17 protein-coding genes are annotated in these 16,115 nt (G+C 56.8%); all 17 read left to right on the top strand.

Annotated elements, in window-relative coordinates; genetic code table 11:
• Positions 1–567 precede the first annotated feature (567 nt).
• The 17 genes from rpmH to atpD all read left to right on the top strand — a co-directional run bounded on the left by rpmH (position 568) and on the right by atpD (position 16,081).
• Positions 568–702: a 50S ribosomal protein L34 gene (gene rpmH / locus IF199_RS30275; RefSeq protein WP_003213577.1), complete on the top strand. Its 135-nt coding sequence runs from the start codon at positions 568–570 to the stop codon at positions 700–702.
• A 16-nt stretch (positions 703–718) separates the two neighbouring features.
• A complete protein-coding gene (gene rnpA, locus IF199_RS30270) occupies positions 719–1,120 on the top strand; it encodes a ribonuclease P protein component (RefSeq protein WP_011336726.1) in 402 nt (133 codons plus the stop codon).
• Positions 1,113–1,358 (top strand): membrane protein insertion efficiency factor YidD, encoded by a 246-nt coding sequence (gene yidD / locus IF199_RS30265; protein WP_010465488.1) that lies wholly within the window; start codon positions 1,113–1,115, stop codon positions 1,356–1,358. The genes rnpA and yidD overlap by 8 nt, the downstream gene beginning before the upstream one ends.
• 2 nt (positions 1,359–1,360) lie before the next feature.
• On the top strand, positions 1,361–3,043 hold the full coding sequence (gene yidC, locus IF199_RS30260; RefSeq protein ID WP_096822381.1) for a membrane protein insertase YidC: 1,683 nt from the start codon (positions 1,361–1,363) through the stop codon (positions 3,041–3,043).
• A gap of 81 nt (positions 3,044–3,124) precedes the next feature.
• Positions 3,125–4,495, top strand: a complete 1,371-nt coding sequence (gene mnmE, locus IF199_RS30255; protein ID WP_192559382.1) for a tRNA uridine-5-carboxymethylaminomethyl(34) synthesis GTPase MnmE — start codon at positions 3,125–3,127, stop codon at positions 4,493–4,495.
• 552 nt (positions 4,496–5,047) lie between these two features.
• Complete coding sequence (mnmG, locus tag IF199_RS30250) at positions 5,048–6,946, top strand: tRNA uridine-5-carboxymethylaminomethyl(34) synthesis enzyme MnmG (protein WP_096822379.1); 1,899 nt, start codon at positions 5,048–5,050, stop codon at positions 6,944–6,946.
• The gene (gene rsmG / locus IF199_RS30245) at positions 6,943–7,587 is read left to right on the top strand and encodes a 16S rRNA (guanine(527)-N(7))-methyltransferase RsmG (protein WP_007911906.1); all 645 of its coding nucleotides are present in this window, start codon (positions 6,943–6,945) and stop codon (positions 7,585–7,587) included. Before mnmG ends, rsmG begins: the two co-directional genes overlap by 4 nt.
• An 18-nt stretch (positions 7,588–7,605) precedes the next feature.
• Positions 7,606–8,403: a ParA family protein gene (locus IF199_RS30240; RefSeq protein ID WP_007954142.1), complete on the top strand. Its 798-nt coding sequence runs from the start codon at positions 7,606–7,608 to the stop codon at positions 8,401–8,403.
• Between the two features lie 9 nt (positions 8,404–8,412).
• Positions 8,413–9,285, top strand: a complete 873-nt coding sequence (locus IF199_RS30235; protein ID WP_064600630.1) for a ParB/RepB/Spo0J family partition protein — start codon at positions 8,413–8,415, stop codon at positions 9,283–9,285.
• Between the two features lie 148 nt (positions 9,286–9,433).
• On the top strand, positions 9,434–9,841 hold the full coding sequence (locus tag IF199_RS30230) for a F0F1 ATP synthase subunit I (RefSeq protein ID WP_003229783.1): 408 nt from the start codon (positions 9,434–9,436) through the stop codon (positions 9,839–9,841).
• A gap of 16 nt (positions 9,842–9,857) precedes the next feature.
• Complete coding sequence (gene atpB / locus IF199_RS30225; protein ID WP_007954148.1) at positions 9,858–10,727, top strand: F0F1 ATP synthase subunit A; 870 nt, start codon at positions 9,858–9,860, stop codon at positions 10,725–10,727.
• Between the two features lie 134 nt (positions 10,728–10,861).
• The gene (gene atpE, locus IF199_RS30220; RefSeq protein ID WP_003097235.1) at positions 10,862–11,119 is read left to right on the top strand and encodes a F0F1 ATP synthase subunit C; all 258 of its coding nucleotides are present in this window, start codon (positions 10,862–10,864) and stop codon (positions 11,117–11,119) included.
• Positions 11,120–11,177: 58 nt separating this feature from the next.
• Positions 11,178–11,648 (top strand): F0F1 ATP synthase subunit B, encoded by a 471-nt coding sequence (locus IF199_RS30215; RefSeq protein WP_007954149.1) that lies wholly within the window; start codon positions 11,178–11,180, stop codon positions 11,646–11,648.
• A gap of 12 nt (positions 11,649–11,660) precedes the next feature.
• Entirely contained in the window at positions 11,661–12,197 is a 537-nt protein-coding gene (locus IF199_RS30210) for a F0F1 ATP synthase subunit delta (RefSeq protein WP_007911956.1), read from the top strand.
• A 21-nt stretch (positions 12,198–12,218) separates the two neighbouring features.
• The gene (atpA, locus tag IF199_RS30205; RefSeq protein WP_096822378.1) at positions 12,219–13,763 is read left to right on the top strand and encodes a F0F1 ATP synthase subunit alpha; all 1,545 of its coding nucleotides are present in this window, start codon (positions 12,219–12,221) and stop codon (positions 13,761–13,763) included.
• Between the two features lie 50 nt (positions 13,764–13,813).
• Positions 13,814–14,674 (top strand): F0F1 ATP synthase subunit gamma, encoded by an 861-nt coding sequence (gene atpG / locus IF199_RS30200; RefSeq protein ID WP_092297368.1) that lies wholly within the window; start codon positions 13,814–13,816, stop codon positions 14,672–14,674.
• Between the two features lie 27 nt (positions 14,675–14,701).
• Entirely contained in the window at positions 14,702–16,081 is a 1,380-nt protein-coding gene (gene atpD / locus IF199_RS30195; protein WP_096822377.1) for a F0F1 ATP synthase subunit beta, read from the top strand.
• Positions 16,082–16,115: the final 34 nt, after the last annotated feature.

Genomic DNA, 16,115 nt, shown 5'->3' with positions numbered 1-16,115 from the left:
GGAAATCCCCTAATTTGAAAGCCGGTGAGGCAAAAACAAGCGGCCATTGTAGCGGCCAGCCGTCCACTTATCCACATGCAGGTTGTCCGGTGGACATGATTTATCAATGCCTTATCCGGTGAAAAAGCGACCAACGGTGTGTGAATAAGCTCTGTGGATAACCCCATCTGAGCACACTGGACAACTGGGGGTCGAACCCGGTGGATAACCAGCCTGTGGATAAACACCGTTTCCACCCACAGGTTATCCGATAGCGCAGCACAGGCTGAACACGGTTTTCCACTGTAGTTGTCATTCTCTGTACAGTGCTGAAAACAAGGCCTCGAGTCAGTTATCCACAGATGAGGCCGGGCCTAGCTTTTATAAGCTTTACAGAAAAGCTTTAAATACTTCGCTTCTTTATTTTTATATCTGGCTGGACGGAATTCACGAGCTGACAGCTCTGGAGATCTATTTATAAGGAAACGTTGGTTGGAAATTGACCTATTGGCTTGCTTTCTCTAGAATCCCCGGTCTCTTAAAACGGGGGCCATTCCGGCCCGTTGTGGACGAACCAGGTAACACGACATGAAACGTACTTTCCAACCAAGCACTATCAAACGCGCTCGTACCCACGGTTTCCGTGCTCGCATGGCTACCAAGAACGGCCGTGCCGTACTGTCGCGTCGTCGCGCCAAAGGCCGCGCACGTCTGGCAGTTTGATAATCCGGCACTGGAGGTGAGTCAGGACTTCAGTCGGGAAAAGCGTCTGCTTACTCCTCGGCATTTCAAGGCAGTCTTTGACTCCCCTACCGGCAAGGTTCCGGGGAAAAATCTCCTGCTCCTTGCGCGCAACAACGACCTCGATCACCCCCGTCTCGGGCTGGTTATCGGGAAAAAGAGCGTAAAGCTCTCCGTTGAGCGCAATCGCCTCAAACGTCTGATGCGCGAATCGTTTCGCCTGCACCAGGATTCACTGGTCGGCTGGGACATCGTTATCGTCGCGCGCAAAGGTTTGGGTGACGTAGAAAACCCCGAATTGATTCAGCATTTCGGCAAACTCTGGAAACGTCTGGCACGCAACAAGCCGGTACCAGCAGTCAAAACCGAAACTGTAGGGGTAGACAGTCCAGATGCGTAAACTGGCACTCGTTCCGATCCAGTTTTATCGCTACGCCATTAGTCCCTTGATGGCCAGTCACTGTCGTTTCTACCCCAGTTGTTCTTGCTACGCGTATGAAGCCATCGAAAATCATGGCCTTCTGCGCGGTGGCTGGCTGACCTTTCGTCGTTTAGGTCGCTGTCATCCGTGGAATCCCGGTGGTTATGACCCGGTTCCACCTATCCCTACCTCCCGTTCTTCTTCGATGGCCGAGTAATCATGGATATCAAACGCACGATCCTGATCGTCGCCCTGGCAATCGTGTCCTACGTCATGGTTCTTAAATGGAACCAGGACTATGGTCAGGCTGCCCTGCCGACTCAGAATGTTGCTTCCAGTACGACTACATCCGGTTTGCCGGACACCGCCACTGGCAATAACGCTGCCGCCAGTGACGATATTCCGCGCGCCGCAAGCGATACCAGCGCACCTGCCGAAACGCCGGTCGCCGCCAGCAAGGATCTGATCCAGATCAAAACCGACGTGCTCGATCTGTCGATCGATCCACAGGGTGGCGATGTTGCTCAACTGACCTTGCCTCTGTATCCACGTCGTCAGGATCGTCCGGACGTTCCGTTCCAGCTGTTCGACAACGGCGGCGAACGTACTTATCTGGCGCAAAGCGGTCTGATCGGCACCAACGGTCCGGACGCAAGCCCGGCCGGTCGCCCGATCTACTCCTCGGAGAAGAAGACTTATCAACTTGCTGACGGTCAGGACCAATTGGTCGTCGACCTGAAGTTCAGCAAAGACGGCGTCAACTACATCAAGCGTTTCACCCTGAAACGTGGCCTGTATGACGTGACCGTCACTTATCTGATCGACAACCAGAGCGCTCAGCCTTGGTCCGGTTCGATGTTTGCCCAGCTGAAACGCGATGCAAGCGCAGATCCATCGTCGACCACTGCTACCGGCACCGCGACTTACCTGGGCGCCGCCCTGTGGACAAGTTCCGAGCCGTACAAGAAAGTGTCCATGAAGGACATGGACAAAGGTCAGCTCAAGGAAACCGTCACCGGTGGCTGGGTAGCCTGGCTGCAACACTACTTCGTGACTGCATGGGTTGCTCCGAAGGGCGAAAACAACGTCGTTCAGACCCGTAAAGACAGCAAAGGCAACTACATCATCGGTTACACCGGTCCTTCGTTGACCGCTGCACCGGGTGCAAAAGTCGAGACCAGCGCTGTTCTGTACGCAGGTCCGAAAAGCCAGGCTGTGCTGAAAGAGTTGTCCCCAGGTCTGGAACTGACCGTCGACTACGGCATTCTGTGGTTCATTGCCCAGCCAATCTTCTGGCTGCTGCAACATATCCACGCCATCGTCGGCAACTGGGGCTGGTCGATCATCTTCCTGACCATGCTGATCAAGGGGATTTTCTTCCCTCTGTCGGCCGCCAGCTACAAGTCGATGGCCCGCATGCGTGCCGTGGCTCCGAAACTGGCTGCACTGAAAGAGCAACATGGCGATGACCGGCAGAAAATGTCGCAAGCCATGATGGAGCTGTACAAGAAAGAGAAGATCAATCCGCTGGGTGGCTGCTTGCCGATCCTGGTGCAGATGCCGGTTTTCCTTTCGCTGTACTGGGTTCTGCTGGAAAGCGTGGAAATGCGCCAGGCGCCGTTCATGCTGTGGATTACCGACCTGTCGATCAAGGATCCGTTCTTCATCCTGCCGATCATCATGGGCGCGACCATGTTCATCCAGCAACGTCTGAACCCGACTCCTCCGGATCCGATGCAGGCCAAGGTCATGAAAATGATGCCAATCATCTTCACGTTCTTCTTCCTGTGGTTCCCGGCTGGTCTGGTGCTGTACTGGGTTGTGAACAACTGCCTGTCGATTGCTCAACAGTGGTACATCACGCGTAAGATCGAAGCGGCGACGAAAAAAGCCGAGGCGTAACTTACTCTGTGGATAACACCACTCAAAACGCCCCCTAGTGGGGCGTTTTGCTATCTGCCACTTTTGTCTGGATACCGGTTTATGAGCGCACCTCGTGAAACCATCGCAGCCGTCGCCACCGCTCAGGGCCGTGGCGGCGTGGGCATCGTTCGAATTTCCGGGCCGCTGGCCAGCATTGCGGCCAAAGCGATCAGCGGCCGCGAACTGAAACCGCGGTTTGCCCACTACGGCCCGTTCTTCAGTGACGATCAACAGGTGCTGGATGAAGGTCTGGCGCTGTATTTCCCCGGGCCGAACTCGTTCACCGGTGAAGATGTGCTGGAACTGCAGGGCCACGGCGGTCCGATCGTCCTCGACATGTTGCTCAAGCGTTGCCTGGAACTGGGCTGCCGCCTGGCCCGTCCCGGCGAGTTCAGCGAAAGAGCATTCCTCAATGACAAACTCGACCTCGCCCAGGCCGAGGCCATTGCCGACCTGATCGAAGCCAGTTCTGCACAGGCTGCACGCAACGCGTTGCGTTCCTTACAGGGTGCGTTTTCCCAGCGTGTGCATAACCTCACCGAACAACTGATCGGTTTGAGGATTTATGTCGAGGCAGCCATCGATTTCCCGGAAGAAGAGATCGACTTCCTCGCCGATGGCCACGTGCTGAGCATGCTCGACAAGGTTCGTGACGAGTTATCCACCGTCTTGCGCGAAGCCGGACAGGGTGCATTGCTGCGTGACGGCATGACCGTGGTGATCGCCGGTCGTCCGAATGCCGGCAAATCCAGTCTGCTCAACGCATTGGCCGGTCGAGAAGCCGCCATCGTGACTGAAATCGCCGGCACCACCCGGGATATCCTGCGCGAACATATCCACATCGACGGCATGCCACTGCATGTCGTGGACACTGCCGGTTTGCGTGATACCGACGACCATGTGGAAAAGATCGGTGTCGAGCGAGCATTGAAAGCCATCGGCGAAGCCGATCGAGTGCTGTTGGTGGTCGATGCTGCGGCCCCGGAAGCTGCGGATCCGTTCGCGTTGTGGCCAGAATTCCTTGAAACCCGACCAGATCCGGCGAAGGTCACCCTGATTCGCAACAAGGCTGATCTCACTGGTGAAGCCATTGCCCTGGAAGTCAGTGACGATGGCCACGTGACCATCAGCCTGAGCGCCAAGTCTGCCGGTGAAGGCCTGGACCTTCTGCGTGATCACCTGAAAGCCTGCATGGGTTACGAGCAGACCTCGGAAAGCAGCTTCAGCGCACGCCGTCGTCACCTGGAAGCCTTGCGTCATGCCAGTGCGGCCCTTGAACACGGTCGCGCGCAGCTGACTCTGGCGGGTGCCGGCGAACTGTTGGCAGAAGATCTGCGCCAGGCTCAGCATTCCCTCGGGGAAATTACCGGAGCGTTCAGCTCCGATGATCTGCTGGGACGGATCTTTTCCAGCTTCTGCATCGGTAAATAGCCCTTCCGTTGTCCACAGACAGGTCCATTCGCGACCTGTCTGTCTCTCCTCTTTGACTTCCCTTCCTCCAGTGCCGGACAGATTTTCTGTTCCTGAGCGGATTTTCCGCGTCCGCGATTCCTTCATTCGTCCGATTTCTGTGGATTAAGCCCTGTGAATAACTGCCGCTGAGGGCAGTTGATAACAGGGCTTGAAAACTGAACATAACTGCCTCTGTGGATAACCTCCTCATTCATCCACAGGCTTACACCGGTTATCCAAGGGCCTCCTGACCACATGGGCACAGGGTTTTAAATCGCTGTACATTTTGAATATTAAGGCCTGTAGCAATCTATCCACAGAAATGTGGGGCAGTAAGAATAAGCTTTAAAACAAAGGTTTTATAACTTTCTCTCTTTTTTATTCTTTTAACCGCGAGTTCTCCACAGCTGGTTAATTTTTGTGCAAAGGGTTCTTTAGGAAGGGCGAAGTCCCTATACTTATCGACCAGGTCCAGAAACCTGATCTCAAACTATTCCTGAATTACCTACTTAAGCAGGCACGAGGTGCGTGGTGGATTTCCCTTCCCGTTTTGAAGTGATCGTCATCGGCGGCGGTCATGCCGGTACCGAGGCAGCACTGGCGTCAGCACGCATGGGTGCAAAAACCCTTCTGCTGACGCATAACGTGGAAACCCTCGGAGCCATGAGTTGCAACCCGGCCATCGGTGGCATCGGCAAAAGCCATTTGGTCAAGGAAATCGACGCCCTTGGCGGCGCGATGGCCATGGCCACCGATAAGGGCGGCATCCAGTTTCGCGTGTTGAACAGCCGCAAAGGCCCGGCCGTACGGGCGACCCGTGCGCAAGCCGACCGGATTTTGTACAAGGCCGCTGTCCGCGAAATTCTGGAAAACCAGCCGAACCTGTGGATATTTCAACAGGCCGCTGATGACCTGATCGTCGAGCAGGAACAAGTACGCGGTGTTGTCACGCAAATGGGTCTGCGTTTCTTCGCTGATTCCGTTGTGCTGACTACCGGTACGTTCCTGGGCGGACTTATCCACATCGGTTTGCAGAATTTCTCTGGCGGTCGCGCCGGTGATCCGCCGTCGATCGCCCTGGCGCACCGTCTGCGTGAACTGCCGCTGCGTGTCGGTCGCCTGAAAACCGGTACGCCACCTCGTATCGACGGCAAGTCTGTGGATTTCTCGGTGATGACCGAGCAACCGGGTGATACGCCGATCCCGGTGATGTCGTTCATGGGCAACAAGGAACAGCATCCACGTCAGGTCAGCTGCTGGATTACTCACACCAACGCCCGCACCCACGAAATCATTGCCGCGAACCTCGACCGTTCGCCGATGTATTCCGCAGCCGGCGAGATTGAAGGCATTGGTCCGCGTTATTGCCCTTCGATTGAAGACAAGATCCACCGTTTTGCCGACAAGGAAAGCCATCAGGTGTTCATCGAACCGGAAGGTCTGACCACCCATGAGCTGTATCCGAACGGGATATCCACAAGCCTGCCGTTCGACGTGCAATTGCAGATCGTGCAATCGATCCGCGGCATGGAAAACGCGCACATCGTGCGTCCGGGTTATGCGATCGAATACGACTACTTCGATCCACGCGACCTGAAGTACAGCCTGGAAACCAAAGTCATCGGCGGTCTGTTCTTCGCTGGCCAGATCAACGGCACCACCGGTTACGAAGAAGCCGGCGCCCAGGGTTTGCTGGCCGGCGCGAACGCCGCACTGCGTGCGAAAGGCAAAGAAGCCTGGTGCCCGCGTCGCGATGAGGCGTACATCGGAGTATTGGTCGACGACCTGATTACCCTCGGCACCCAAGAGCCGTACCGCATGTTTACTTCCCGTGCCGAGTACCGCCTGATCCTGCGTGAGGACAACGCGGACCTGCGTCTGACCGAAAAAGGTCGCGAACTGGGTCTGGTCGATGACGCGCGTTGGGCAGCGTTCTGCAAGAAACGCGAAAGCATCGAACTCGAAGAACAGCGCCTGAAAAGCACTTGGGTTCGCCCGAATACGCAGCAGGGCGATGCGATTGCCGAGAAATTCGGCACGCCGCTGACTCACGAATACAACTTGCTCAACCTCTTGAGTCGTCCGGAAATCGACTACGCTGGTCTGGTCGAAGTGACCGGGCAGGGCGCCGAAGATCCACAGGTCGCCGAACAGGTCGAAATCAAGACCAAATACGCCGGTTACATCGACCGTCAACAGGACGAAATCGCCCGTCTGCGTGCAAGCGAAGACACGAAACTGCCTGTGGATATCGATTACACCAACATTTCCGGTCTCTCCAAGGAGATCCAGAGCAAGCTTGGCGCGACTCGTCCCGAGACGCTGGGCCAGGCTTCTCGGATCCCGGGTGTGACCCCGGCAGCGATTTCGCTGTTGATGATTCATTTGAAAAAACGCGGCGCGGGCCGTCAGTTGGAGCAAAGCGCTTGAGTTCTAAGGTCACTTCGCAACACGCCGAAGAGTTATCCACAGGAGCCCGCGAGCTCGGTGTCAATCTCACTGAAACCCAGCACGAATTGCTGCTGGGTTATCTGGCCCTGTTGATCAAATGGAACCAGGCCTACAACCTGACTGCCGTCCGCGATCCGGACGAAATGGTTTCCCGTCACTTGCTCGATAGCCTCAGCGTGATGTCGTTCATCGAAAACGGCCGCTGGCTGGATGTCGGTAGCGGCGGCGGCATGCCGGGGATCCCTTTGGCGATCCTGTATCCAGACTCGCAAGTGACCTGCCTGGACAGCAACGGCAAGAAAACCCGCTTCCTGACCCAGGTCAAACTCGAACTCAAACTGGATAACCTGCAAGTTATCCACAGTCGCGTCGAAGCGTTCCAGCCTGCACAGCCGTTCAACGGGATCATTTCCCGGGCGTTCAGCAGCATGGAGAACTTCACCAACTGGACTCGCCACCTTGGCGACGCCGATACACGCTGGCTGGCAATGAAGGGCGTCCATCCGGCCGATGAGCTGGTAGCATTGCCGGCAGACTTCAAACTCGATAGCGAACACGCCCTGGCCGTACCCGGTTGCCAAGGCCAACGCCATCTGCTGATACTGCGCCGCACGGCATGATTGGGAACACAAGCAAGAATGGCTAAGGTATTCGCGATAGCGAACCAGAAGGGTGGTGTGGGCAAGACCACCACCTGCATCAACCTCGCAGCATCCCTGGTCGCGACCAAGCGCCGGGTGCTGTTGATCGATCTCGATCCACAGGGCAACGCCACCATGGGTAGCGGTGTGGATAAACATGGCCTGGAAAACTCGGTCTACGACCTGCTGATCGGCGAATGCGATCTGGCCCAGGCCATGCACTACTCCGAACACGGTGGTTATCAACTGCTGCCGGCCAACCGCGATCTGACGGCGGCCGAAGTGGTGCTGCTGGAAATGCAGATGAAGGAAAGTCGTCTGCGCAGCGCGCTGGCGCCGATCCGTGAAAACTACGATTACATTCTGATCGACTGCCCGCCGTCGCTGTCGATGCTCACGCTGAACGCACTGGTCGCCGCTGACGGGGTGATTATCCCCATGCAGTGCGAGTACTTTGCGCTCGAAGGTTTGAGCGACCTTGTGGATAACATCAAGCGCATTGCCGAACTGCTGAACCCGAACCTGAAAGTCGAAGGTCTGCTGCGGACCATGTACGACCCGCGCCTGAGCCTGATGAACGATGTATCGGCCCAGCTCAAGGAACACTTCGGCGATCAGCTGTACGACACGGTGATCCCGCGCAACATCCGCCTGGCCGAAGCTCCGAGCTACGGCATGCCGGCGCTGGCCTACGACAAGCAATCGCGTGGCGCGCTGGCCTATCTGGCCCTGGCGGGCGAGATGGTTCGCCGTCAGCGCAAAAATTCACGCATCGCCGCTGCTCAGCCAACTTAAGGAATCCCCATGGCCGTCAAGAAACGAGGTCTCGGACGAGGACTGGATGCACTGCTGAGCGGTCCGACTGTCAGCTCGCTGGAAGAACAAGCGGCGCAGGCTGACAGCCGTGAGTTGCAGCACCTGCCACTGGACCTGTTGCAGCGCGGCAAGTATCAGCCACGCCGGGACATGGATCCGCAGGCGCTGGAAGAGCTGGCGCAGTCGATCAAGGCCCAGGGCGTGATGCAGCCGATCGTGGTTCGCCCGATTGGTGGTGGCCGCTTTGAAATCATCGCCGGTGAGCGTCGCTGGCGCGCAAGCCAGCAGGCCGGCCAGGAAACCATCCCGGCCATGGTCCGTGATGTGCCGGATGAAACCGCGATCGCCATTGCGTTGATCGAGAACATCCAGCGCGAAGACCTCAATCCGATCGAAGAAGCGGTAGCGCTGCAGCGTTTGCAGCAGGAATTCCAGCTCACCCAGCAACAGGTGGCCGAGGCTGTGGGTAAGTCCCGCGTCACCGTAGCCAACCTGTTGCGCCTGATTGCGCTGCCGGAAGTCATCAAGACCATGCTGTCCCACGGCGACCTGGAAATGGGCCATGCCCGTGCATTGCTCGGTCTGCCGGACAATCAGCAGGTGGAAGGGGCGCGACATGTTGTCGCACGCGGTCTTACCGTGCGCCAGACTGAAGCACTGGTTCGTCAGTGGTTGAGTGGCAAACCCGAGCCTGTCGAACCCTCCAAACCCGACCCGGATATCGCTCGCCTCGAGCAACGTCTGGCCGAGCGCCTAGGCTCTGCGGTGCAGATCCGCCACGGGAAGAAGGGAAAGGGTCAGTTGGTGATCGGTTACAACTCCCTCGACGAGCTTCAGGGTGTGCTCGCACACATCCGCTGAAACAATTCCTCTTGTAGCGCGCAGTCGGAAATCACTACCTGACAGTTGAATAGGGGCAGAACCGCCCCTATACTCTGCGCGCATTTTGTCGGCACAAATTATGCCAAGTTATTGAATTTCGGCAGCCGACCATTGGAGAGCAATCGTGATGGAAACCCGCAAGCCAAACCGCCTGCCGTTCCATCGCCTGGCGGTTTTTCCGGTGTTAATGGCTCAATTTGTCATTTTGCTCATTGCCGCTTTGGCGCTCTGGCAATGGCACGGAGTCGTTGCCGGATACTCGGGACTTTGCGGAGGCCTGATAGCCTTGCTGCCCAATGTTTATTTCGCTCACAAGGCATTTCGGTTTTCCGGCGCCCGAGCAGCCCAGTCCATCGTCCGGTCGTTCTACGCCGGCGAGGCAGGCAAACTGATTTTGACGGCAGTGCTGTTTGCACTGGTGTTTGCAGGTGTGAAGCCACTGGCGCCGATTGCTGTATTCGGCGCCTTCGTGCTGACTCAGTCGGTCAGCTGGTTCGCTCCCCTGCTGATGAGAACAAGACTTTCGAGACCTTAGGGCGTTTGAGGCAACCATGGCAGAAACAACCGCTTCGGGCTATATCCAGCACCACTTGCAGAACCTGACCTTCGGTCAGCTACCCAACGGCGGCTGGGGCTTTGCCCACACCGCAGCAGAAGCCAAGGAAATGGGCTTCTGGGCTTTCCACGTCGATACCCTCGGCTGGTCGGTCGCGCTGGGTCTGATTTTCGTTCTTCTTTTCCGCATGGCGGCCAAGAAGGCGACTTCCGGTCAGCCAGGTGCACTGCAGAACTTCGTTGAAGTGCTGGTCGAATTCGTCGATGGCAGCGTGAAAGACAGCTTCCATGGCCGTAGCCCGGTGATTGCACCGCTGGCACTGACCATCTTCGTCTGGGTGTTCCTGATGAACGCCGTCGACCTGGTACCGGTCGACTGGATTCCTCAGCTGGCCATCCTGATTTCCGGCGATCACCACATCCCGTTCCGCGCCGTGTCGACTACCGACCCGAACGCGACCCTGGGCATGGCGTTCTCGGTTTTCGCACTGATCATTTTCTATAGCATCAAGGTCAAGGGCCTCGGCGGCTTCATCGGCGAGCTGACCCTGCACCCGTTCGGCAGCAAGAACATCTTCGTTCAGGCGCTGCTGATCCCGGTGAACTTCCTGCTGGAATTCGTGACCCTGATCGCCAAACCGATCTCTCTGGCTCTGCGTCTGTTCGGCAACATGTATGCCGGCGAGCTGGTGTTCATCCTGATCGCTGTGATGTTCGGCAGCGGCCTGCTCTGGCTCAGCGGCCTGGGCGTTGTTCTGCAGTGGGCGTGGGCTGTGTTCCACATCCTGATCATCACCCTGCAGGCGTTCATCTTCATGATGCTGACCATCGTCTACCTGTCGATGGCGCACGAAGAAAACCATTAAGACCAGTCTCGACTAGTCTGATGTCCTTCCCGGTAAAACGGGAAGGGGCTCCTCACGGGGCACCATGAAACGATTTGTTTTACCGCTTTAATCTAAAAAACCTAAACCATACGACGTAAAAGTCGGGAGGAAAGATGGAAACTGTAGTTGGTCTAACCGCTATCGCTGTTGCACTGTTGATCGGCCTGGGCGCACTGGGTACCGCAATTGGTTTCGGCCTGCTGGGCGGCAAGTTCCTGGAAGGCGCAGCGCGTCAGCCAGAAATGGTTCCAATGCTGCAAGTTAAAATGTTCATCGTTGCCGGTCTGCTCGACGCCGTAACCATGATCGGTGTTGGTATCGCTCTGTTCTTCACCTTTGCGAACCCGTTCGTTGGTCAAATCGCTGGCTAATCATTCGGATTTTCCGAGTGATTTGGTGTGATGGACAACGTAACTGCGAGGTGTTGGCGTGAACATTAATGCGACCCTGATTGGCCAGTCCGTTGCGTTCCTGATTTTTGTACTGTTCTGCATGAAGTTCGTATGGCCTCCGGTCATCGCAGCTCTGCACGAACGTCAAAAGAAGATCGCTGATGGTCTGGACGCTGCCAGCCGAGCAGCTCGCGACCTGGAGTTGGCCCAAGAGAAAGCGGGTCAGCAACTGCGCGAAGCGAAAGCTCAGGCAGCTGAAATCATCGAGCAAGCCAAGAAACGCGGTAACCAGATTGTCGAAGAGGCCGTTGAAAAGGCCCGCGTCGACGCTGACCGTGTGAAGGTTCAGGCTCAAGCCGAGATCGAACAGGAACTGAACAGTGTCAAAGACAAGCTGCGCGCCCAAGTGGGCTTGCTGGCTGTCGGCGGCGCCGAGAAGATCCTGGGTGCCACAATCGATCAAAACGCGCACGCAGAGCTGGTTAACCAACTGGCTGCTGAAATCTAAGCGAGGGCGATCATGGCAGAACTGACCACGTTGGCCCGACCTTACGCTAAGGCGGCCTTCGAGCACGCTCAGGCCCACCAGCAACTGGCCAATTGGTCAGCCATGCTCGGCCTGGCTGCAGCGGTGTCGCAAGACGACACCATGCAGCGCGTGCTCAAGGCCCCGCGACTGACGAGCGCAGAAAAGGCCGCCACGTTCATTGACGTGTGCGGCGACAAGTTTGATGCCAAGGCACAGAACTTCATCAATGTCGTTGCCGAAAACGACCGTCTCCCGCTTCTGCCGGAGATTGCTGCTCTGTTCGACCTGTACAAGGCCGAACAAGAGAAATCGGTAGACGTTGAAGTGACCAGTGCTTTTGCATTGAACCAAGAACAGCAAGACAAACTCGCCAAGGTTCTCAGTGCACGACTCAACCGGGAAGTGCGCCTGCAAGTTGCGGAGGATGCTGCCCTTATAGGTGGTGTCGTTATCCGCGCCGGCGACCTGGTTATCGATGGCTCGATTCGCGGCAAAATCGCGAAACTTGCCGAAGCATTGAAATCTTGAGTTTGAAGGGGCAGCAGAGCAATGCAGCAACTCAATCCTTCCGAAATAAGTGAAATTATCAAGGGCCGCATCGACAAGCTCGATGTGACCTCCCAAGCCCGTAACGAAGGCACTGTCGTCAGCGTATCTGACGGCATCGTGCGGATTCACGGTCTGGCCGACGTCATGTACGGCGAGATGATCGAGTTTCCGGGCGGCGTCTACGGTATGGCCCTCAACCTGGAGCAAGACTCCGTAGGTGCCGTTGTATTGGGCTCCTACCAGTCTCTGGCTGAAGGCATGAGCGCCAAGTGCACCGGCCGCATCCTCGAAGTTCCGGTTGGTAAGGAACTGCTGGGTCGCGTTGTCGACGCACTGGGTAACCCAGTTGACGGCAAAGGTCCGCTGAACAACACCTTGACCGACGCGGTCGAGAAAGTTGCTCCAGGCGTGATCTGGCGTAAGTCGGTAGACCAGCCTGTACAGACTGGCTACAAGGCTGTCGATGCCATGATCCCTGTCGGCCGTGGCCAGCGTGAGCTGATCATCGGTGACCGTCAGATCGGTAAGACCGCTCTGGCGATCGACGCGATCATCAACCAGAAAGACAGCGGCATTTTCTGCGTCTACGTTGCAATCGGTCAGAAACAATCGACCATCGCCAACGTGGTTCGCAAGCTGGAAGAAAACGGCGCCCTGGCCAACACGATCATCGTGGCTGCCAGTGCTTCGGAATCTCCTGCGCTGCAATTCCTGGCACCGTACTCCGGTTGCACCATGGGTGAATTCTTCCGCGACCGCGGTGAAGACGCGCTGATCGTTTATGACGATCTGTCCAAGCAAGCAGTGGCTTACCGCCAGATTTCCCTGCTGCTGCGCCGTCCACCAGGCCGTGAAGCTTACCCAGGCGACGTGTTCTATCTCCACTCCCGTCTGCTGGAGCGCGCATCCCGCGTTTCGGAAGAATACGTAGAGAAGTTCACCAACGGCGCAGTGACCGGCAAAACCGGTTCCCTGACCGCACTGCCGATCATCGAAACCCAGGCTGGCGACGTTTCCGCGTTCGTTCCGACCAACGTGATTTCCATCACCGACGGTCAGATCTTCCTGGAATCGGCCATGTTCAACTCGGGCATCCGCCCTGCAGTGAACGCCGGTGTTTCGGTATCCCGTGTGGGTGGTGCCGCTCAGACCAAGATCATCAAGAAGCTGTCCGGTGGTATCCGTACCGCTCTGGCTCAGTACCGTGAACTGGCGGCATTCGCCCAGTTCGCTTCTGACCTGGACGAAGCGACCCGTAAGCAACTTGAGCATGGTCAGCGCGTTACCGAGCTGATGAAGCAGAAGCAATACGCACCAATGTCGATCGCTGACATGGCGCTGTCGCTGTATGCCGCTGAGCGTGGGTTCCTGACTGACGTTGAAATCGCCAAGATCGGCAGCTTCGAACAAGCGCTGATTGCTTTCTTCAACCGCGATCACGCCGATTTGATGGCGAAGATCAACGTGAAGGGTGACTTCAATGACGAAATCGACGCTGGCATGAAAGCCGGTATCGAGAAGTTCAAGGCCACCCAAACCTGGTAAGCCGCAGCGGGAGCCGCAAGGCTCCCGCTTGCTAACCTGATAGGTGTTACATGGCAGGCGCAAAAGAGATTCGCAGTAAGATTGCGAGCATCAAAAGCACGCAAAAGATTACCAGCGCCATGGAAAAAGTGGCGGTCAGCAAAATGCGCAAGGCACAAATGCGCATGGCTGCTAGCCGTCCTTATGCGGAGCGTATCCGCCAGGTAATTGGGCATCTGGCCAACGCCAACCCGGAATACCGCCACCCGTTCATGATCGACCGCGCCATCAAGCGCGTTGGTTATGTCGTAGTGAGCAGTGACCGTGGTCTGTGCGGCGGCTTGAACACCAACCTGTTCAAGGCCCTGGTCAAGGACATGGCGGTAAACCGCGAAAACGGCGTCGAGATTGATCTGTGTGTCGTTGGTAGCAAGGGTGCGGCCTTTTTCCGCAACTTCGGCGGTAACGTCGTTGCAGCTATCAGCCACCTGGGTGAAGAGCCGTCGATCAATGATCTGATCGGCAGCGTCAAGGTGATGCTGGATGCTTATCTGGACGGCCGTATTGACCGCCTGTCCGTGGTATCCAACAAGTTCATCAACACCATGACGCAACAGCCTACCGTGGAGCAGTTGATTCCACTGGTGGCAACCCCGGATCAAGAACTCAAGCACCACTGGGACTATCTCTACGAACCGGATGCCAAGGAGCTGCTGGACGGCTTGATGGTCCGTTACGTGGAGTCGCAGGTCTACCAGGCGGTGGTCGAGAACAACGCGGCTGAACAAGCTGCGCGGATGATCGCGATGAAGAACGCTACCGACAACGCCGGTGATTTGATCAGCGATTTGCAGCTGATCTACAACAAGGCGCGTCAGGCTGCGATCACCCAAGAGATCTCGGAAATCGTCGGCGGCGCTGCCGCGGTTTAACGGTTCAAATATTCAGAGGATCCAGCTATGAGTAGCGGACGTATCGTTCAAATCATCGGCGCCGTTATCGACGTGGAATTTCCACGCGACAGCGTACCGAGCATCTACAACGCGCTGACAGTTCAAAGCGCGGCCGCAACCACTCTGGAAGTTCAGCAACAGCTGGGCGACGGCGTGGTTCGCACCATTGCGATGGGTTCCACCGAGGGCTTGAAGCGCGGTCTGGAAGTTACCGATTCTGGCGCAGCCATCTCCGTACCGGTCGGTAAAGCGACCCTGGGCCGGATCATGGACGTCCTCGGTAACCCGATCGACGAAGCTGGCCCGATCGACACCGACGAGCGTTGGGGCATTCACCGTCCAGCGCCTTCGTTCGCTGAACAGGCAGGCGGCAACGACCTGCTGGAAACCGGCATCAAGGTTATCGACCTGGTTTGCCCGTTTGCCAAAGGCGGTAAAGTCGGTCTGTTCGGTGGTGCCGGTGTAGGCAAAACCGTAAACATGATGGAACTGATCCGTAACATCGCCATCGAGCACAGCGGTTATTCCGTGTTCGCCGGTGTGGGTGAGCGTACTCGTGAGGGTAACGACTTCTACCACGAGATGAAGGACTCCAACGTTCTGGACAAAGTGGCACTGGTTTACGGTCAGATGAACGAGCCGCCGGGAAACCGTCTGCGCGTAGCACTGACCGGCCTGACCATGGCCGAGAAGTTCCGTGACGAAGGTAACGACGTTCTGCTGTTCGTCGACAACATCTATCGTTACACCCTGGCCGGTACTGAAGTATCCGCACTGCTGGGCCGTATGCCTTCGGCAGTAGGTTACCAGCCGACCCTGGCTGAAGAGATGGGCGTTCTGCAAGAACGTATCACTTCGACCAAGGAAGGTTCGATCACTTCGATCCAGGCCGTATACGTACCTGCGGACGACTTGACTGACCCGTCGCCAGCGACCACGTTTGCTCACTTGGACGCCACCGTCGTTCTGTCCCGTGACATCGCTTCCCTGGGTATCTACCCAGCGGTAGACCCACTGGACTCGACTTCGCGTCAGCTGGACCCGAACGTGATCGGCAACGATCACTACGAGACCGCTCGTGGTGTTCAGTACGTGCTGCAGCGTTACAAAGAACTGAAGGACATCATCGCGATCCTGGGTATGGACGAGCTGTCGGAAGCCGACAAGCAGTTGGTAAACCGTGCTCGTAAGATCCAGCGTTTCTTGTCGCAGCCGTTCTTCGTGGCTGAAGTCTTCACCGGTGCTTCGGGTAAATACGTTTCCCTGAAAGACACCATTGCTGGCTTCAAAGGCATCCTCAACGGTGACTACGACCACCTGCCAGAACAAGCGTTCTACATGGTCGGCGGCATCGAAGAAGCGATCGAGAAAGCCAAGAAACTGTAATCCCGGCGCCCGGCAACGGGCGCTCATTTAGGTT

It is taken from the genome of Pseudomonas allokribbensis (genome assembly GCF_014863605.1).
Classification (GTDB): domain Bacteria; phylum Pseudomonadota; class Gammaproteobacteria; order Pseudomonadales; family Pseudomonadaceae; genus Aquipseudomonas; species Aquipseudomonas allokribbensis.
The sequence above is the reverse complement of the archived record's forward strand: the minus strand, read 5'-3'. Positions and strand labels throughout refer to the sequence as shown.